The 19,417-nt window shown below is 68.1% G+C and carries 9 protein-coding genes and 1 other RNA gene; 5 read left to right on the forward strand and 5 right to left on the reverse strand.

The window, feature by feature from the left end; genetic code table 11:
• Positions 1 to 151: 151 nt before the first annotated feature.
• Positions 152 to 2,647, forward strand: a complete 2,496-nt coding sequence (locus FHT08_RS13455) for a DEAD/DEAH box helicase (RefSeq protein ID WP_166775350.1) — start codon at positions 152 to 154, stop codon at positions 2,645 to 2,647.
• Complete coding sequence (locus FHT08_RS13460) at positions 2,644 to 4,152, forward strand: ribonuclease H-like domain-containing protein (protein ID WP_166775351.1); 1,509 nt, start codon at positions 2,644 to 2,646, stop codon at positions 4,150 to 4,152. Before FHT08_RS13455 ends, FHT08_RS13460 begins: the two co-directional genes overlap by 4 nt.
• 204 nt (positions 4,153 to 4,356) lie before the next feature.
• Here the strand turns inward: FHT08_RS13460 and FHT08_RS13465 are convergent, their stop codons facing one another.
• The 5 genes from FHT08_RS13465 to FHT08_RS13485 all read right to left on the reverse strand — a co-directional run bounded on the left by FHT08_RS13465 (position 4,357) and on the right by FHT08_RS13485 (position 9,198).
• The gene (locus FHT08_RS13465; RefSeq protein WP_104536774.1) at positions 4,357 to 5,487 is read right to left on the reverse strand and encodes a saccharopine dehydrogenase NADP-binding domain-containing protein; all 1,131 of its coding nucleotides are present in this window, start codon (positions 5,485 to 5,487) and stop codon (positions 4,357 to 4,359) included.
• Between the two features lie 101 nt (positions 5,488 to 5,588).
• Positions 5,589 to 5,660: non-coding RNA, sX9 sRNA (locus FHT08_RS13470), on the reverse strand.
• Between the two features lie 60 nt (positions 5,661 to 5,720).
• Positions 5,721 to 6,203 (reverse strand): hypothetical protein, encoded by a 483-nt coding sequence (locus tag FHT08_RS13475; protein WP_243849025.1) that lies wholly within the window; start codon positions 6,201 to 6,203, stop codon positions 5,721 to 5,723.
• An 892-nt stretch (positions 6,204 to 7,095) separates the two neighbouring features.
• Complete coding sequence (locus FHT08_RS13480; protein WP_166775352.1) at positions 7,096 to 8,808, reverse strand: M56 family metallopeptidase; 1,713 nt, start codon at positions 8,806 to 8,808, stop codon at positions 7,096 to 7,098.
• Positions 8,809 to 8,811: 3 nt separating this feature from the next.
• Entirely contained in the window at positions 8,812 to 9,198 is a 387-nt protein-coding gene (locus tag FHT08_RS13485) for a BlaI/MecI/CopY family transcriptional regulator (RefSeq protein ID WP_166775353.1), read from the reverse strand.
• A gap of 609 nt (positions 9,199 to 9,807) precedes the next feature.
• On the opposite strand from FHT08_RS13485, the gene FHT08_RS13490 reads away from it, so the two are divergent.
• The 3 genes from FHT08_RS13490 to FHT08_RS13500 all read left to right on the forward strand — a co-directional run bounded on the left by FHT08_RS13490 (position 9,808) and on the right by FHT08_RS13500 (position 19,046).
• The gene (locus FHT08_RS13490) at positions 9,808 to 10,140 is read left to right on the forward strand and encodes a hypothetical protein (protein ID WP_104606172.1); all 333 of its coding nucleotides are present in this window, start codon (positions 9,808 to 9,810) and stop codon (positions 10,138 to 10,140) included.
• A gap of 159 nt (positions 10,141 to 10,299) precedes the next feature.
• Positions 10,300 to 18,828 carry a glycoside hydrolase family 94 protein gene (locus tag FHT08_RS13495; protein WP_208409060.1) on the forward strand — a complete coding sequence of 2,843 codons (8,529 nt, stop codon included), beginning with the start codon at positions 10,300 to 10,302 and terminating at the stop codon, positions 18,826 to 18,828.
• On the forward strand, positions 18,825 to 19,046 hold the full coding sequence (locus FHT08_RS13500; RefSeq protein WP_104535330.1) for a hypothetical protein: 222 nt from the start codon (positions 18,825 to 18,827) through the stop codon (positions 19,044 to 19,046). Before FHT08_RS13495 ends, FHT08_RS13500 begins: the two co-directional genes overlap by 4 nt.
• Positions 19,047 to 19,417: the final 371 nt, after the last annotated feature.

Below are 19,417 nucleotides of genomic sequence, written 5' to 3' on the forward strand. Positions count from 1 at the left end.
CCCGCAGCGTGCAGAGCAACGGCGACGCGGCGGGGGCAACAGAATACCCGGCTTGCTGAATCCGCTCAGTGACACAGGCTCGCCGGGTTGGCGCTGGTCTCATACCCTGAGACACCTCCCCTGTCTCATGCCCCTCTTTGGGAGCCGCCGTATGCCTCCGTTTGCCCTCGCTCCCCGCACCGAAACCGCCGAACGCGCGCTGGCCACCACCGATGGCCTGCCCAGCCGCGATGGCGCACTGCTCACGCAACGCCTGGAGCGGCGTTACCACGACCGCATCACCGGCAGCTTCACCCTGCCCGGGCGCGACGGCCGTTATGCGCCGATTCCCGCCGACGTGCCGGCCGCGCTGGCCGACGCCTTGCGCGCGCGCGGCATCAGCCAGCTCTACAGCCACCAGGCCGATGCGTGGGCGGCCACCCAGCGCGGCGACCATGTGGCGATCGTGACGCCCACCGCGTCGGGCAAATCGCTGTGCTACACGTTGCCGGTGGTGAGCGCGGCGATGAGTTCCGGTGCCAAGGCGCTGTACCTGTTTCCCACCAAGGCGCTGGCGCAGGACCAGGTGGCCGAGCTGCTGGAACTGAACCGCGCCGGCGCGCTGGGGGTGAAGGCCTTCACCTTCGACGGCGATACGCCCGGCGATGCGCGCCAGGCGATCCGCCTGCATGGCGACATCGTGGTGAGCAACCCGGACATGCTGCATCAGGCGATCCTGCCGCATCACACCAAGTGGGCGCAGTTCTTCGAGAACCTGCGCTATGTGGTGATCGACGAGATCCACACCTATCGCGGCGTGTTCGGCAGCCATGTCACCAATGTGCTACGCCGGCTCAAGCGCATCTGCGCGTTCTACGGCGCCAACCCGCAGTTCATCCTGTGCTCGGCCACCATCGGCAACCCGCATGCACACGCGCAGGCGCTGATCGAGGAACAGGTGCATGCGATCACCGAGTCCGGCGCGCCCACCGGCGACAAGCATGTGCTGTTGTGGAACCCGCCGGTGGTCAATGCGGACCTGGGGCTACGCGCATCGGCACGCTCGCAGAGCAACCGCATTGCGCGCATCGCGATCAAGAGCGGGCTGAAGACGCTGGTCTTCGCGCAGACGCGCCTGATGGTGGAAGTGCTGACCAAATACCTGAAGGACATCTTCGACCACGACCCGCGCAAGCCGCCACGCATCCGTGCGTACCGCGGCGGTTACCTGCCCACCGAGCGGCGCGAGGTAGAGCGCGCGATGCGCGCCGGCAACATCGACGGCATCATTTCCACCTCGGCGCTGGAGCTGGGCGTGGATATCGGCGCGCTGGACGTGGTGATCCTCAACGGCTACCCCGGCAGCGTGGCGGCGACCTGGCAGCGCTTCGGCCGCGCCGGGCGCCGCCAGCAACCGGCGCTGGGCGTGCTGGTGGCCAGCTCGCAACCCTTGGACCAGTACGTGGTGCGGCATCCGGATTTCTTCGCCGATGCCTCGCCCGAACATGCGCGCATTGCGCCGGACCAGCCGCTGATCCTGTTCGACCACATCCGCTGCGCGGCGTTCGAACTGCCGTTCATTGCCAGCGAACCGTTCGGGCCGATCGACCCGCTGGTGTTTCTGGAAGCGCTGGCCGAAAGCGAAGTGGTCCACCAGGAAGGCGACCGCTGGGAGTGGATCGCCGACAGCTACCCCGCCAATGCGGTGAGCCTGCGCTCGGTGGCCGACGGCAACTTCGTGGTGGTGGACAAGAGCGACGGCAAGCAGCAGATCATCGCCGAGGTGGATTATTCGGCCGCTGCACTGACCTTGTACGAAGGCGCCATCCACATGGTGCAAAGCGCGCCGTACCAGGTGGAGCGGCTGGACTGGGAAGGCCGCAAGGCCTATGTCACGCGCACCCATGTGGACTATTACACCGACAGCATCGACTACACCAAGCTGAAGGTGCTGGACCGCTTCGACGGCGGCGTGGCCGGGCGCGGCGATTCGCACCATGGCGAGGTGCATGTGGTGCGGCGCGTGTCCGGCTACAAGAAGATCCGCTATTACACGCACGAGAACATCGGCTATGGGCCGGTCAATCTGCCCGACCAGGAACTGCACACCACCGCGGTGTGGTGGCAGCTGCCGCAGGCCACGCTGGGCAAGGCATTCGCCTCCAAGCAGGATGCACTGGACGGATTCCTGGGGGCGGCCTACGCGTTGCACGTGGTGGCCACGGTGGCGGTGATGGCCGATGCGCGCGACCTGCAGAAAGCCGTGGGCAATGGCGACGGCGCGTGGTTTGCGGTGGCCGACCAGACCGGGCGCGGGCAGCTGCGTGGCGTGGACGAGGGCGAGCAAGGCGCGGTGGAATTGCAGCAGGCGTTCGTGCCCACGGTGTATCTGTACGACAACTTCCCCGGCGGGGTGGGCCTGAGCGAGCCGCTGTGGCTGCGCCAGGCCGAGCTGCTGCAGCGCGCCGACGAGCTGGTGCGGCGTTGCGACTGCAGCGCCGGCTGCCCGGCCTGCGTCGGCCCGGTGCTGGCCGCGCATGAGCAAGCCAAGGGCGAGTCGCCCAAGTCGCTGGCGTTGACCGTGCTGGCGCTGCTGGTCGATGCGGATGCGCCGTTGCGGCATGCCACCCGGGTGGACGACGACCTGGCGCTGGACGTGCCTGCATGAGCGTGAGTGCGGACCGGCTGCGGTTGTTGCGGCGTCAGGCCGGGCACGCCGATGTGCCTGCGCCGGTGACGGTTGCACACGGCAATGCAGTGGATGCTGCGGATGGGCCCCGTGTGGTGGATGCGGATACCGATGCACGACAGCTGCACTGTGCAGCGGTGGGGCGAATCTCCGGTGATGCAGTTGGTGCGGGCGCTGTTGCAGGCGATGCGCGCACACGCGCCGCCGGTGGCATGCCTGCAACGGCGCAGCCGACGGGTGCGCCGGCAGGACCGGTGCCTGGCAGCGATGCTGGGGTGAGCGCAGAACGTTTGCGCCTGCTACGCCGCCAGGTCGGCGGGCTGACGCCCACCGCGCGCAAGGACGATGCGGTGATGCCCACGCGTGCGCAACGTCGGACTGCCCCCGGTGCTGCTGCGTCTGCGCCGCGCGCTTTGCCGCGCGATGCGGTTGCGCAAAGCGCACAGCCCGGCAGCGTAGATGCTGCCAGTGCACCGCGTCCCCAGGCCGCCACACCGGCCATGACACGCCGCGCCCTGCAGGCGCCGGTTGCTGCGGCGCCTGCGCGCGATAGCTCGGCGTTTGCTTGGGTGGACCACGACGTGCGCCACAAGCCGGCAGGTGCGGCGGTCGATGCGGCAGCGCGCGTGCCGCCTGTGCGCGCGACACCTGCCGCACCGACATCCATCCCGGCACCGCAGCGACGCACCGATATCGCCGGCCTGCGCAAGATGATCGGCCTGCGCGAGCGCGCGGTCTCGGCGCATACGCCGGTGCGTGCGGCCTCCACCGATCGGCATCTGCCCGGCAACGAGATCGCGCCCGGCCTGCACCTGATCGACGCCTTCCTGCCGCAGCCGATTCCGCACCAGGCCCTGTCGCTGGCCTTCGCCAAGCGCGAGGACGCGGTGGACCCGATGAATCTGCTGTTCTTCGACACCGAAACCACCGGCCTGGCCGGCGGCACCGGCACGCGCGCCTTCATGATCGGCGTGGCCGATTGGTACACCGACACTACGCAGGGCAGCGGGCTGCGCGTGCGGCAGCTGATGATGTCCACGATGGCGGCCGAAAGCGCGATGCTGGACCTGTTCCGCAGCTGGCTGTCGCCGCAGACGGTGTTGTCCAGCTACAACGGCCGCTGCTACGACGCACCGTTGTTGAAGACGCGCTACCGGCTGGCGCGCCGCGGCGACCCGATCTCCGCGCTGGACCATGTGGACCTGCTGTTCCCCACCCGTCGCCGCTATCGCGGCACCTGGGAGAACTGCAAGCTGGCCACCATCGAACGGCAACTGCTGCGCGTGGTACGCGAGGACGACCTGCCCGGCTCCGAGGCCCCGGCCGCCTGGTTGAGCTACCTGCGCGGCGGCAGCGCGCGCAACCTGCGCCGCGTGGCCGAGCACAATCATCAGGACGTGGTGACCTTGTCGCTGCTGATGCAGCGCCTGGTGGCGGCGGACGCGCAGGACCGCGAGGTGATTCCGCTCTTGGACGCGCCGTGAGCTCGATGCGTGATCGGTCGCGCGATCACCGCAGACCCTGCAAGGGCCGCCGTGATGGATGCGCCATGGAAGGTCCCCGACCGTCTTACGCTGCGCAGATGAAGGTAAGTGTTGCGTAAAGCCCCGCTTTTTCGGGGGCGTGCCTCGTTCTCGCATGGTTTGCTGCGCGCATGAGGGACTCGCGCTGTGCTGTGCAACATGCGCCTACGCAGGTACTTCCGACACCTCAGTCGTCATCTGCCACGCTGCAAACTCCTGCTCGAACTCGGCCAGCGTCAACAAGCCCATGCAGGCATGCGCGCCGATCGGTAACGCCTGCCCTTCGGCAAGTTTGCGTACCAGCAGGATCGCGGCGAAACAGGGAATTTCCGGGCCGTGCAGCATCGGGGCGGTGAGGTCCCACTGCAGTCGCAGCGGCTGACGACTGCTGGTTTCAGCGTGCCCGATGCCGCGCAGCTCCACGCGCATGCCGCCCAGGTCGGTGCCCAAGCGGTCGAACCAGCGCGCGGCGCGTGCGAACACGTCAGCCAGGCGCGCCATCGGCAATGGCACGCCGCAATGACGCAGCCAGGCGACGGTCGCCAGGCAGCGCTGCAGGAACGGTACCTCCAACGCGGCGCGAAACTGCACGGTCCGCACGCCGGGATAGCGCTGCGGCAACAGGTCGTGGTCGGGCACATCGCACGGTGATGCAAGGCGCGGTGCGAGCTGTGCGAACTGCGCACGTGTGGGCCTGGCCCAGCCCACCACCGTTTGCCAGCCACCGTCGTGCCACCACTCGAACGGCGTGCCGCAATACGACAACACCGCACGCACCGTCGCCAGGCCCAACGGGGTGCCTTGCGCGGGCGCGATGACCATGCGGATGTCATGCAGGGCCGAAAAGCGCGGCAGCAACGCGTCGATGACGGCACTGGAGAGTGCGGGCAAGGTGCTGGCGCCGCTGATGGCCACACGCTGCGCTTGCTGTGCCACGGCGTCCAGTGCAGCGGGGAAATCGCGCACGAAGGTGCGGCCGTCGGCCAGGTCGATGTAGTGCATGCCTGTCTGCAGGCAGGTGCGCGCCACGGCGTAATCCTGGCCCTGGAACGGGCCTGCGGTATGCACCACCACATCGGCGGCGGTGGCCGCCAGTTGCGCGGCGAAGTCGCTTGCCGCGGTATCCAGTCGGCAGGCGGTGATGCGCCCGGGCGCGACATCCGGCCACTTGGTCGCCACATCGCCGGGATGCCGCCCGGCCGCGATCACCTGGATCTGCGTCGCCGCCGCCAACGCCCGCACGATGCGTGCACCGAAATGCCCGAAGCCACCCACCACCACCACCCGATACGTCATCGCCTGCTCGCCGTTTGCACCCATTGCACAGTATCGGCGAGCAGACCGGCACCAGCGCGTCCGGCGTGCCCGCACGATGGCGACACGGTGCGACCAAGAGCGGCTGACCCAACGTAGCGAGCGGCCGCCAGGCGGGGCGGCGCGCTCAGAACCGCAGTGTTCGCGTGGTACATGCCGATTCCGAGCACCGACTGCGCCCACCTGGCGGTGAGCGCAGTGATCTGTTGAACGCTCTAACCGGAAACCCTTGTGACCAGACCACGGGCCAATGCCTCGCGCAGCACCTTGAGCGCTTCGCGTGTGGCGAGCTTGGACGCACCGGCCTGCTTGGTCGCCAACGCGGCCTGCCTGTCGGCCAATGCACGCTGCTCCTTCGCCAACGCCTGCAGCGCGTCGGGCATCGCGCCCTGCTGCGAGGCTGCGGACGCAGCGGCCGACGGCGTGCGTGTCGAGGCCTGAAGCGCACGCGGCTCGGTCTGCGCAGAGAGCTGCGCGGCCAGTGCGGCCTGGCGCTCGCTCACTGCCTGCTGACGCGCCGCCAAGGTGGCCTGGACGTCGGCCAGTTGCCGGCTGCGGACATGGGCCGCGCTCAGCCGATGCATCAGCGTCGGATCACGCACCAGGTACTGCACGCCATCGGCGCGGAACCACAACACGCGCTGGCCATTATCGCCGTACGCGCGTGCGGTCTGCAGATCGCTGAGCGAACCATGCATGACTTGGTGCTCGCCGTGCACCAACACATAGGCATCGCCCTCGTCCTGGGTGATTGGGGCGGTTTTGCCGCACGCTGCGTTTGCCCTGGCACGCGGTGTGACCGGAGCTGCTGCACTGGGCGCAACGGGTGCGACGGGTGCGACGGGTGCCGACGGCGCGGTTGGCGCGATCGCTGTTGGTGCGAGAGGAGAAGCCGCAGGTGCCGGCAGCACCGAGGTGGCGGGCGCTGCCGGCACGGCAGCCAACGCACGCGGATGCGCTGCAGATGCAGATGCAGATGCGATCAGCGAGGAACCAGCGAGTGCGGCGATGGCCAGCAACAACGCGGTGCGTAGGCACAACAAGGGGGAAGCGGTCTGGATCATGAGAGATCTCCACGAAGGTCACAGCTCGGTAGGTGCCGCCTGCGTAAGACACCGGCGGGGTAGGAAACAGCGATCACGCGGCCACGGCGTTGCCGACGCTGCGCAGCGTCGTCACGCAGGAAGTGCCGGGCTGTGGCGGGCCCGTGTCATGCAGGTGCTGCGTGGTGCGCTGCCATCGCACGACGCAGGCAGGTGCCTGGCGTCAGGCAGTGCTTACCGCTGCCGCCGGTCTCCCGGCCGTGCACGGCCGGGAGCGGATCGGGGACTGCACGCCACCGTTGCCCAGGCGTGGCCGCTAGAGACGGTTGCTGACGCGACCTGCGGTCTGTAGCGAATCCGCTGCGGTTGGCTTTCCATGTTCCGTGGCTGCAGCGGCAGGCAAGACGGTGCGAGCGCCGTCGACCGGTGTAGATGGCGCGCCAAGAAGCGGCTTGGCCCAAAACCGCAGCCAGCGCGTGGTCCATGCCGGCTCCGGGCACTGGTTGCGCCCGCCTGACGGTGGGCGCACCCGTATCGTTGATGGCTCCTAGTTGTTCTGCGCCTGTTCGGCGTCTGCTTGCGCTTGTTCGGCGTCTGCCTGCGCTTGCGCTGCCTCCCGTTGCGCTTGCGCCGCTTGCTGCTGCCCGCGCGCGGCCTCGATGCGGGCCTGACGTGCGGCCTGTTTGCCCATTTCAGCCTGTTGCCGGGACAGCTCGGCCGCTTGGCGCACCGCGGCGGCATACGCGTATTGCGCCTGGCGATGCTGCTGCGCCATCTCGCGGATCTGTTGCTCGGCGTCGCGCGCCTGCTGTTGCGCGTCCTGTCTGGCCTGCGCCAGTTCCGGCCCCAGGGAGGCCAGCTGTTCGCGCGCTTCCTGCAGTGCGTCCTGCGCGTCCTGCATCTGTTCCTGTCGACGTTCAAGCTCGCTGTTGTCCGCACCCAGCGCATCGTGCATGGCGCTTTGCGCGTCACGCATGGCTGTGGCGGCGGCCTCGCGGCTGACGCGGTCCAGCTCGGCCTCCCAGCCGCCTTGCGTCCCATCCCAGCCATCGCCGTGCGTCTGCTCGGTGCCCAGTACATCGGCAATGACACCCTGCGAGGCGGGGGTAGCGGGTGCCGCAGGCAGTGCGGGCAGCGCCGGTGCAGGCAGTGCGCTCATCGGTGCGACGGCGTCCGCAGCGCTGCTGCCCTGTGTGCGCGCTGCCGGCGCGGTCACCACGATGGGCCGCATGCTGGCGGAGGTTGCCGGCACCGGCATTGCGACCAGACGCAGCGGCACCACGCCAGCCACGGCCACCGTTGCCAGGATCACCGCCGCGGCCAGCCGCGGAAAGGCGCTGGTGTCCTGCAGCATCACCAGCCTGCGCTTCAAGCTGAGAAACGACGGCGAGGCGCTTGCCACGCCACCGAGCAGACGTGGCGACACCCCGAGCTGCAGCAGCAGGCGTCCATAGTGGTGACGGCAATGGCGATGCCCGGCGACCACGGCCGCATCGCAGGCAGCCTCGCGGGCAATGGCGTACTCGCGTGCGGCCAGATGCACCAGCGGGTGGAAGAAAAACAGGTGCTGGGCGAGAGATGGCAGCAACCCCCACCACAGGTCGCGGCGGCGCAGGTGGATCAACTCGTGGGTCAGCGCCATGTCCAGGTCGTCGTCGGCCATCTGTGGCAAGCGCGTGGCCGGGAGCAGCAACACCGGCCGCCACGGGCCGATCAACTGCGGTGAGTCGATCTGCGAAGACAGCCGCAGCGCGGGTGCGCGCGACAAGCCATGGGCCTCGGCCGCCATCTGCAGCGACCGCACCAACGCCCTGTCGGTGCAAGGCTGGGCAGCGCGCGCCAACGCCCGGCTGCGCCAGTAGGCGCGCACCGTGCCGGTCGCTATCACCAGCACGCCGGCCGCCCACGCTGACAACAGCCATACAGACCACGACGACCAGATCGCGACCTCCATGGCGTGCGCCGTCGCACTGGCCGCCGTCGATGCCGGCACGGCAGCCGTCGCTACCGGCACCAACGTGTCGGCGCTGCCGAGCGCAGATTCAAACGTGTGCGCCGGCAGTACCGGCAATTGCACCGGGCTGCTCCACAACAGGCCGACCACGGCCTGCACGCCCACCAGCCACCACAGCCAGGTCTGCGTGGTGGCCGGCAAGCGGCGCACGCCACGGCACAGCGCCCACACCGCCAGCGTCAGCACTGCGGTCTGCACGCTGGTGGCGCCGAGTCTCCATAACAGCGATTCGATCAGGGGCGACATGGCTCAATCCTCCTTGCGCTGCGATTGCAGCTTGGCGACCAGGGCTTCGAGTTCGGCCAGTTCGGTATCGCTGACCTCGGCGCGCTGCGACATCCACGCCACGAACGGCGACACCGAACCCTGCAAGGTCTTTTCCACGAACTGCCCTACCGCGCCGCGCACCACGTCGTCCTGGCCGGCGGTGGCGCTGTAGCGGTACATGCCATCCACCTGCTTACGGCGCAGGAAGCCCTTGGTGCGCAGCCGCTCCATCATGGTCAGCACGGTCGAGCGCGCCAGCCCACGCGGCTCACCGAACGCGGCCGCCACTTCGCCAACGCTCGTGTGCCGTTGTTCTTCGATGTGTTGCAGCAGGGCCAGCTCCTGGTCCCCGATGGTCTTGCCACGCATGCCGCTCTCCCTGACTACAGTTGTCGCCACCGTAAGCGTGACGACAGGTGTAGTCAATAGGTCGGATGGCAGGGGGGCGGTGTAGATGAAGGACTGGGCAGCGCAGGTGCCGTCCGGCATCCCCCAAGCTGATTGGTGAGGAATATCTTGAGCGCGCAGTGATGACGTTGAACATCCCGACGCATCAGCTCGCCGGCCAGTAACGACGATCAGTGCTGCGAGCGTTTCTTCCGAGCAGACGGCTCGCTAGCACGCGGCTCTTGGTGGTTCGTGATTCCGACGCAAAGCCGTTGAAGGAAGAGGTTCGCCAAGATTGGCGATTCCGACAGGCAGTTTTCCTGCTGCCAGATGCACGAATTTGACGGGACCAACCGGGGCATCAAGATTGCGTCGGCTATCGATCCTAAGCGGACAGCCGACGTGAACTTGCTACTGCCTTGTTCACCCTTTCATCGTCGGCAAAGGGCGTTGTCGTCCGTGCCGATGGTGACGATTCAACGTATCGAATCGATCAATCAGCGTTTCCGGCTCCGGCGGACATGCCGGGCGAAGGACATGGTGTCCTCATCGCGCGGAAGTGGGTCATTCCCTGCCGCACAGGCGGCTCCCATGGACGGCATGGACGCGGAGGTGACCATCGACAGGGCTGCCTACAAAGTTGCTCGGATACTCGTCCACCCCGGCTACAAGCGTATGTCCGACGTATCGGGCCAGGAAACTTTGAAGTCGGGCGATCCGCCCAAGATTCGCGCCTTTCTGGCTGGTTCGGATGACATTGCCTTGATCGAGTTGGGTGCGCCTGTTGAGCAAGCGCAGTCCCGATCGATGGTCCGCGCCGAGAATACGCAGACGTATCGCGCACACGCGCAGGCACTGCAGGTAGATGCAGCGGGCTGCCTTCACATGCGCCACCATGCCAGCGCGCATGATCGCAACCTCTAGCGGCGCAGATGCTGCACAGGTCATGTCTCGATGCCGCCACAGCGGAAGGCTTCTGCGTTCTCTCTCTGGTGGCAGTCGATTACGCGGCCAGCAGCAACGCTGCACCAGTCCCCGGTCGCTCAAGCGCCGCAAGGCGCGGCCCTGTTCGGCGACGAACAGATGCAGGCGCTGGGACAGGCCCTGGCGCAGGCACATGTGCTGCACACCGGGCCCGCGCGCGAACTGCTGCTGGCGCAACTCAAATCCAACCAACGCGCGCTTGGCAGCACTGCTGCGCGATTGACCGAGATGGCGGCCGACGGCGTGCAATTGCACCCGGCGGGCGAATGGTTGCTGGACAATTACTATCTGGTCGAAGAACAGATGCGCCTGGCGCGTCAGCATCTTCCGCCCGGTTACAGCCGGCAATTGCCGCGCGTGCGCACGCCCACCTCGGTCGGTCTGCCGCGCGTCTATGAGCTGGGCTTGCAGGTGGTGGCGCATGGCGACGGGCGCGTGGATGTCGTGACGTTGAGCCGCTTCATCGCCGCCTACCAACAGGTGGCACCGCTCAAGCTCGGCGAGTTGTGGGCGATTCCGATCATGTTGCGGCTGGCGCTGATCGACAACCTGCGCCGCATTGCCGACGACATCATGCACGATGGACGCGACAGCAGCCTGGCGGCGCATTGGGCGGCATTGCTCAACGCCACTGCCGCCACGCAACCCAAGGATGTGGTGGTGGTGGTGGCCAACCTGGCGCGCTCGCAACCGCCGGCGACCGGTGCATTCGTGGCCGAGCTCACGCGCGGCATCCAGGGCCGTGGGCCGGTGTTGTCGATGGCCAGCGCCTGGGTGGAGCAATGGCTGGCAAGCGAGGGCCACAGTGTGGAAGCGCTGGTGCACGCCGAAAGCCAGCGCCAGGCAGCCGAGCAGGTCTCGATCAGCAACAGCATCGGTAGCCTGCGGTTCCTGGATGAAATGGATTGGCGCGACTTCGTCGAGGCCATGAGCGTGGTCGAGCAGCGCTTGCGCAAGGATCCGGCCGACGTCTACGCACGTATGGATTTCCATACCCGCGATAGCTACCGGCATGTGGTGGAACAGCTGGCGCAGCGCCTGGAGCGCGACGAGCCGGCCGTGGCCGAGGCGGTGCTGCAGCTGGCGGCGCACGCAGATGCCGCGATGCCGGTGGCCAGCCATGTGGGCTATTACCTGGTGGATGCGGGATTGCCGCGGCTGCGTGCCGCGCTGCGCGACCCAGCCGCGTCAGATACGCCGACACCCCCTCGCCCGCATGCGCGTCGCGTTGCGTTGCCGGTCTACCTGTTGCCGATCGCAGCGATCGCGTTGCTGTGGACCGGCGTGCTGCTGCAGGGCGTGGGCGCAGTGCCGCCAACGCTGTGGTGGATCACCGCCGGCATCGCGCTGCTGGCCGCCAGCGAGCTGGGCATTGCGCTGGTCAACTGGGTGGCAACGTTGTGGGTGCGCCCACGTCCGTTGCCGCGCATGGACCTGCGTGCCGGCATCACGCCCGATTGCCGCACGCTGGTGGTGATGCCGAGCATGCTGGCCAGTCACGATGCCATCGACGAGCTGGTCGGCGCGCTGGAGGTGCATTACCTGGCCAACCGCGACGCGCAGCTGTACTTCGCGCTGCTCACCGATTTCCTCGATGCCGGGCAAGCATCGCTGCCTGCGGACATGGCGCTGGTGACGCACGCGGCGCAGCACATCGACCGGCTCAACGCGGCCTATGCCGATGCGCACGGCGATCGTTTCTTCCTGCTGCACCGCGCACGCCAGTGGAACGCTGGCGAGGGCTGCTGGATGGGTGCAGAGCGCAAGCGCGGCAAGCTCGAAGCGCTCAACCGCCTGCTCTGCGCCGACGACGCGCGGCAGCAGGCGGCCAGCGAATTCCTGCAGGTGCAAGGCGATGTCGCCGCGCTGGTGCAGGTGCGCTATGTGATCACGCTCGATAGCGACACCCACCTGCCACGGGATGCGGCACGCGCACTGGTCGGGGCGATGTCGCATCCGTTGAATGTGCCGCGCATGGATGCGTCCGGGCAGATCGTCGAGGCCGGTTACGGCATTCTGCAGCCCGGCCTGGGCACCGGCATGAGCGAGGGCGGCGAATCGCGGTTTGCGCGCATGTTCGGCATCGAGCCCGGCATCGACCCATACACCCGCGTGGTGTCGGACGTGTATCAGGATCTGTTCGGCGAAGGCTCCTTCATCGGCAAGGGCATCTATGCGGTGGCCACCTTCGAGCAGGTGCTGGCCGGCCGCTTCCCCGACAACCGTGTGCTCAGCCATGACCTGCTGGAGGGCTGTTATGTGCGCGCCGGGTTGCTCAGCGACGTGCGGCTGTACGAACGGCATCCGCAACGCTATGCCACCGATGCCAAGCGGCGCGCGCGCTGGGTGCGTGGCGACTGGCAGTTGCTGCCGTGGCTGTTGCCGTGGGTGCCCGACCGTGGCGGCCGACGCGCGCGCAATCCGCTGTCGTGGTTGTCGCGCGGCAAATTGCTGGACAACCTGCGCCGCAGCCTGGTGGCACCAGCCGCTTTGAGTTTGTTGTTGATCGGCTGGCTGTGCTCGCCCACACCCTTGCGCTGGACGCTATGGCTGCTGGTGCTGTGGCTGCTGCCGGGGCTGTGTTCGGCGCTGTATGCACTGGCGCATCCGCCGGAGGGCCTGGGACTGCGCCATCACGCGCGCCAGGTCGGCACGGGGCTGCGTCAGCACCTGCTGCGCACCGGCGTGGTGCTGGCCTGCCTGCCATTCGAAGCCGGGCTGCAGCTGTCGGCGATCGCCCGCACCCTGGTGCGGATGTCGATCACCCGGCGCCACCTGTTACAGTGGGCGCCGTCCAGCGAGGTGGAGCGCAGCGCGCGCAGCGGCAATGCCGAGCAACAACTGATGGCCGGCGCCGCCTGCAGTGCGGCCTTGGCGATCGCTGCGGTGGCGTGGTGGTCGCCATTGGCGTTATGGGCGGCATTGCCGCTAGGGCTGGCGTGGATGGGCGCACCCTGGCTGATGGCCTGGCTGGGCGAGCAGCCCGCCGCGCCGGTGGCACAGTTGTCGCAGGAGCAGCGCGCCTTCCTCGGTGGATTGTCGCGGCGCACCTGGGCGTTCTTCGAGAGCCATTGCACTGCGCAGCACCACTGGTTGCCGCCGGACAACGTGCAGGAGTACCCGGTCACGGTGGTGGCCAACCGTACCTCGCCGACCAATATCGGCCTGGGCCTGCTGGCCAATCTGGCCGCCTACGATCTGGGCTACCTGACGGTGGCCGGCGTGATGACCCGCGTGGCCGATACCTTGACCACGCTGGAAACGCTGCCGCGTTATCGCGGCCACTTCTACAACTGGTACGACACCGAAACGCTGGTGCCGTTGTTGCCGCGCTACGTCTCCACCGTGGACAGCGGCAACCTGGTCGGACATCTGTTGACGCTGCGGCAGGGGCTGCTGGCGCTGGTGGATGCACCGGCGGTGGCGATGGCGGTGTTCGATGGACTGGCCGATACCCTGGGCGTGCTGGCATCGCAAGCGCAGACACGCAGCGACGCCGCCGACCAGGCGCTGGACGCAATGTCGCAAACCTTGCAGAGCATCTGCAGCCAGCCCGCGCCGAGCCTGCACCAGGCCGACCAGGCGCTGCGCCTGCTGCTGGCGCAGAGCCACACGATCCTGGCGCTGATGCCGGACAGCGACGACGACGAGCCGTGGCCACAACGCTTGATCGACAGCTGCGAGGCGGCCCTGGCCGAAGTGGGCCATTGCGCAACCACGCCCGCCGGTACCGATGCGCATGCGACGCAGCCCCCTGGCGCCGCGGTCGCCACGCTGCGGCAACTCGCCGTCAGCGACCACGCACCCGGCGTGCAGGCCTGGGCCGCCGGACGCGTGCAGGAGCTGCAACGGCTTGCGCATATCGCCGGGCAGCTGGCGCAGCTGGACTACGACTTCCTCTACAACCCCGCCCAGCAGTTGCTCTCGATCGGCTACAACGTCGACGACCAGCGCCTGGATAGCGGGCATTACGATCTGCTCGCCTCCGAGGCACGCCTGGGCATCTTCGTGGCCATCGCCCAGGGCAAGCTGCCGCAGGACAGCTGGTTCGCGCTCGGGCGCACGCTCACCGACACCGGCGCCGAACCGACGCTGCTGTCGTGGAGCGGCTCGATGTTCGAGTACCTGATGCCCGATCTGGTGATGCCCAGCTACCCGCAGACGCTGCTGAGCCGCTCGATGCGCGGTGCGGTGCAGGCACAGATCCGCTACGGCACCGCACGCGCGGTGCCGTGGGGGGTGTCCGAATCGGGCTACAACACGGTCGATACGCGGCGCAATTATCAGTACCGCGCGTTCGGTGTGCCCGGCCTGGGGCTCAAGCGCGGCCTGGGCCAGGATCTGGTGATCGCCCCGTATGCCAGCGCGATGGCACTGATGGTCGAACCGGATGCGGCCTGCCGCAACCTGCAGCAGCTGCAGGCGCTGGGATTCGGCGGGCGCTTCGGCTTGTACGAGGCGATCGACTACACCCCGTCGCGGGTGCCGCGTGGCGAGCAATATGCGCTGGTACGCTCGTTCATGTCGCACCACCAGGGCATGGCGCTGCTGGCGCTGGACCACGTGTTGCGCGATGCGCCGATGCAGCGGCGCTTTGTCGCCGACCCGCAGTTCCAGGCCACGGTGTTGCTGCTGCAGGAGCGCGCGCCGCGCGCCGGCGTATACGTCAAAGGCCTGGCCGACGCGGCGCAACGCCCGGTGGCCGCCGAGGCGGGCATGGCCTTGCGCATCCATCGCGACCCCAACCTGGCCCAGCCGGCGCTGCAATTGCTGTCCAACGGGCGTTACCACGGCATGCTGACCTCGGCCGGCGGTGGCTACAGCCGCGCGCGCGACATGGCGGTGACCCGCTGGCGCGAAGACGGCACCCGCGACCACTGGGGTACGTTCTGCTATCTGCGCGATGTGGACAGCGGCGCGGTGTGGTCGGCCGCGCATCAGCCCACCTGCGTCCCGGTGGAGCGCTACGAGGCGATCTTTTCCGAGGCCAAGGCCGAGTTCAAGGGCAGCCACCAGCGCTACGACAGCCACCTGGAAATCGCCATTTCCGCCGAGGACGATGTGGAACTGCGCCGGCTGCGCATCCGCAACCGCTCGCGGCAGACACGCGTGATCGAAATCACCACCTACGCCGAAGTGGTGCTGGCACCGGCGCAGGCCGACGAGGCGCATCCGGCCTTCAGCAACCTGTTCGTGCAGACCGAGATCCTGGCCGACAAACAGGCGTTGCTGTGCACGCGGCGCCCGCGCGGGCACGACGAGGCGCAGCCGTGGATGCTGCATCTGGTGGCAGTGCACGATGCCGACGTGGCGTCGATCTCCTACGAGACCGACCGCGCCGCGTTTGTCGGGCGCGGGCGCAGCACCCGCAATCCGCTGGCCCTGCACGATCAGGCCAGCCTGACAGGCGCGGCCGGCTCGGTGCTGGACCCGATCGTGGCAATCCGCTGCCGTATTTCGCTGGCACCGGATCAACAGGCGCAGGTGGACATCGTCTACGGCGTCGGCACCCAGCGCGCGGCCTGCACCGCGTTGATCGACAAGTACCGCGACCGCCGTCTGGCCGATCGCGTGTTCGACCTGGCGCTGACCCAGAGCCAGGTCACCCGCCGGCAGATCAACGCCTCGCTGGAAGACGCGATGCTCTACGAACGGCTGGCCGCACGCGTGCTGTTCGTCGACCCGCAATTGCGCGCCGACAACGAGGTGCTGCTGCACAACCATCGCGGCCAGTCGGCGTTGTGGAGTCACGCCATCTCCGGCGATCTGCCGATCGTGCTGTTGCGCATCGCCGACCCGGACAATCTGGAGCTGGTGCGGCAGCTGGTTCAGGCGCACGCGTACTGGCGCCTGAAAGGCCTGCGCGCGGATCTGGTGATCTGGAATGAAAGCCAGGCCGGCTATCGGCAATCGCTGCAGGACGCCATCCTGGGCCTGATCGCCGCCGACCCGGAGGCCAATGTGCTCGACCGCTCCGGCGGCATCTTCGTGCGCGCCATCGAACACATCTCGCAGGAAGATCGCGTGCTGCTGCAGACCGTGGCGCGCGCGATCCTGAGCGATGCCAACGGCAGCCTGGACGCGCAACTGCAACGTCACCCCAGCGCCCGCGCGCAGCCGCCATTGCTTGAGCCGGTGCAGCAGCCGGACAGCGTCGATCATCCGACCAGCACCCATGCCGCCTACCTGGACAACACCCTGCAGGCCGCAGCCGAGGAACCGGTGTTGTTCGACAACGGCCTGGGCGCCTTCGCTGCCGACGGCCGCGAATATCGCATCACCCTGGACGAAGGCGCGGCCACGCCGGCGCCATGGTGCAATGTGATGGCCAATGCACAGTTCGGCACGGTGGTCAGCGACAGCAGCCCCGGCTACAGCTGGGCCGAGAACGCACACGAATTCCGGCTCACGCCGTGGCACAACGACCCGGTCGGCGATACCTCCAGCGAGGCCTTTTACCTGCGCGACGAAAGCACCGGCCAGGTGTGGTCGCCGATGGCGCTGCCGTGTCGCGGCAACGCTCGCTACACGGTGCGCCACGGTTTCGGTTACAGCGTCTACACCCATATCGAACACGGCATCGGCAGCGAGCTGTGGGTGTTCGTCGATGTGGAGCGGCCGATCAAGTTCAGCCATCTGCGGCTGAAAAATCTGTCAGGGCGCCCGCGCCGGCTCAGCGTCACCGGCTATGCGGAGTGGGTGCTGGGCGACATCCGCACACGCTCGCAGCAGCATGTGGTCAGCGAGGTGGACCTGGGCAGCAGCGTGCTGACCGCGCGCAACCCGTACAACACCGAGTTCGACGGGCGCGTGGCGTTCTTCGATGCCGATGCGCCCAGCCGCAGCATCACCGCAGACCGCAGCGAATTCATCGGGCGCAATGGCAGCCTGGCCGCGCCCGCCGCACTCGGCCGGCAACGCCTGTCCGGGCGCGTGGGTGCGGGCCTGGACCCGTGCGCGGCGATCCAGATTCCGGTGACGCTGGCGCCCGAACAGAGCTTCGAAACGGTGTTCCGCCTGGGCGCTGCAGTTGATCGCGACACCGCGCTGGCACTGGCACGCCAGAGCCGCGGGGTTGCCGCAGCGCAGGCCGCCTTGCTGGCGGTGCGCACGCAGTGGCAGCAGGTGCTGGGCAGCGTGCAGGTGAGCACGCCCGATCCGGCAGTGGACCTGCTGGCCAACGGCTGGCTGCTCTATCAGACCATCGCCTGCCGGTTCTTGGCACGCAGCGGCTACTACCAGTCCGGTGGCGCGTATGGGTTCCGCGACCAGCTGCAGGACAGCATGGCAATGGTGCACGCGCAGCCGGCGCTGGCCCGCACGCATCTGCTGCGCTGCGCTGCGCATCAGTTCGCGCAGGGCGATGTGCAGCATTGGTGGCATCCGCCGCAGGACCGCGGCGTGCGCACGCAGTGCTCGGACGATTTTCTGTGGTTGCCGCAGGCGCTGTGCCGCTATCTGGACGTCACCGCAGATGCCAGCGTGCTGGACGAGCGGGTGAGCTTTATCGACGGGCGCGCCCTCAAGCCCGACGAGGAATCGTATTACGACCTGCCACAGATCAGCGGCAACATGCAGTCGCTGTACGCGCACTGCGTGCTTGCCCTGCAGCGCGGCATGGCACGGCTGGGCGAGCGCGGCCTGCCGCTGATCGGCAGCGGCGACTGGAACGACGGCATGAACCGGGTCGGCAAGGACGGCAAGGGCGAGAGCGTGTGGCTGGGCTTTTTCCTCTACGACGCGTTGCTGCGCTTTTCCGCCGTGGCCGTGCAGCACGACGATGCGGCATTCGCGGCGACCTGCCGCACGCATGCGCAAGCCTTGCGCACCGCGCTGGAACAGCATGCCTGGGATGGGCAGTGGTACCGGCGGGCCTGGTTCGACGACGGCACGCCGCTGGGTTCGAGCGCTTCGGACGAATGCCGCATCGATTCGCTGTCGCAGAGTTGGGCGGTGCTGTCCGGCGCGATGGACCCGGCACGCAGTGCACAGGCGATGGACGCGATGCACCAGCAGCTGGTGGATCCCGACGCCGGGATCGTCAAGCTGCTGGTGCCCCCGTTCGATCGCACCGGGCACGACCCCGGCTATATCCGCGGTTACGTCCCCGGCGTGCGCGAAAACGGCGGCCAGTACACGCATGCGGCGGTGTGGGCGACGATGGCCTTCGCCCACCGCGGCGACAGCGCGCGCGCCTGGCAACTGGCCGGCCTGATCAACCCGATCCACCACGCCCGCGACGCGGCGGGCATGCAACGCTACAAGGCCGAACCCTATGTGCTGGCCGCCGATGTCTATGCGGTAGCGCCGCACGCCGGCCGCGGCGGCTGGAGCTGGTATACCGGCGCCGCCGGCTGGATGTACCGGCTGCTGACCGAATCGCTGCTCGGCCTGCAGCGCCATGGCGCGCGCATGCACATCGCCCCGTGCATCCCGGCCGGCTGGCCGGGCTACCAGTTGCGCTACCGCTTCGGCAGCAGCACCTATGTCATCAACGTCACCCAACGCCCGGGCATCGAGGCGCGGCTGGAGATCGACGGCGTGACACAGGCCGAGCTGGCTTTCACTCTGGTTGACGACGGCGCGGTCCACGCTGTGGCACTGGACTGGCCGGCAGACGCGACATGAGCACACGCAGACACACCCATACCAGCCATCAACTCGCCGACCTGGGCAAGATGCTGTCGGTCTGGCCGCAGCGGGTGCGCGACCCCAGCCAGTTCTGGCAGCAGTTCGACGCCTTGGCCAAAGGCATCCTGGATGAGGCCGCCGCAGCCGATCTGCAGCGGGTGCAACGCCGCCTGCGGCAGCTGCTGCACCGTCACGGACTGACGCGTACGCGGTAAGCGCGCCGGCAATCTGCACGGCACCATCTGCATTGCCACAGCTGCGCGCTGGCTGCGCATGGGCTCGGCGCCTGCGTGCAGCGGCTTGCCGCATCCCGGCGGGCACACGACCTGGACGCCGGCAGGACCGTCGGGGTTGGCCGAAGACGTGCAGGTGCAGGCGCGCATGGCGCAGCGACCGCACGTGCCTTGCGCATGGCGGCCGTTGCCGGAAGGTTTGTCGTGGAGTCGTCCCTAAATCGAGGTCATCGCCAGAAGCTGGTCATCGCGGTCACGCAAGAAGGTCTAACCCCTGCGTTCCGGGTAGCGGCAGGGCATGGCGCGCCTGGCACCACGGCGCGGGCAGCGGGCAGCGGGCAGTCTTCATGCCA

Origin of the sequence: Xanthomonas sp. CFBP 8151, assembly GCF_011761885.1 — a bacterium.
In the GTDB taxonomy this organism is placed as follows: domain Bacteria; phylum Pseudomonadota; class Gammaproteobacteria; order Xanthomonadales; family Xanthomonadaceae; genus Xanthomonas; species Xanthomonas arboricola_B.

Coding starts and splice junctions, on each gene's coding strand:
- FHT08_RS13455 (WP_166775350.1), top strand. CDS start 152: ATGCCTCCGTTTGCCCTCGCTCCCCGCACCGAAACCGCCGAACGCGCG.
- FHT08_RS13460 (WP_166775351.1), top strand. CDS start 2,644: ATGAGCGTGAGTGCGGACCGGCTGCGGTTGTTGCGGCGTCAGGCCGGG.
- FHT08_RS13465 (WP_104536774.1), bottom strand. CDS start 5,487: ATGACGTATCGGGTGGTGGTGGTGGGTGGCTTCGGGCATTTCGGTGCA.
- FHT08_RS13475 (WP_243849025.1), bottom strand. CDS start 6,203: ATGCATGGTTCGCTCAGCGATCTGCAGACCGCACGCGCGTACGGCGAT.
- FHT08_RS13480 (WP_166775352.1), bottom strand. CDS start 8,808: ATGTCGCCCCTGATCGAATCGCTGTTATGGAGACTCGGCGCCACCAGC.
- FHT08_RS13485 (WP_166775353.1), bottom strand. CDS start 9,198: ATGCGTGGCAAGACCATCGGGGACCAGGAGCTGGCCCTGCTGCAACAC.
- FHT08_RS13490 (WP_104606172.1), top strand. CDS start 9,808: ATGGACGGCATGGACGCGGAGGTGACCATCGACAGGGCTGCCTACAAA.
- FHT08_RS13495 (WP_208409060.1), top strand. CDS start 10,300: ATGCAGGCGCTGGGACAGGCCCTGGCGCAGGCACATGTGCTGCACACC.
- FHT08_RS13500 (WP_104535330.1), top strand. CDS start 18,825: ATGAGCACACGCAGACACACCCATACCAGCCATCAACTCGCCGACCTG.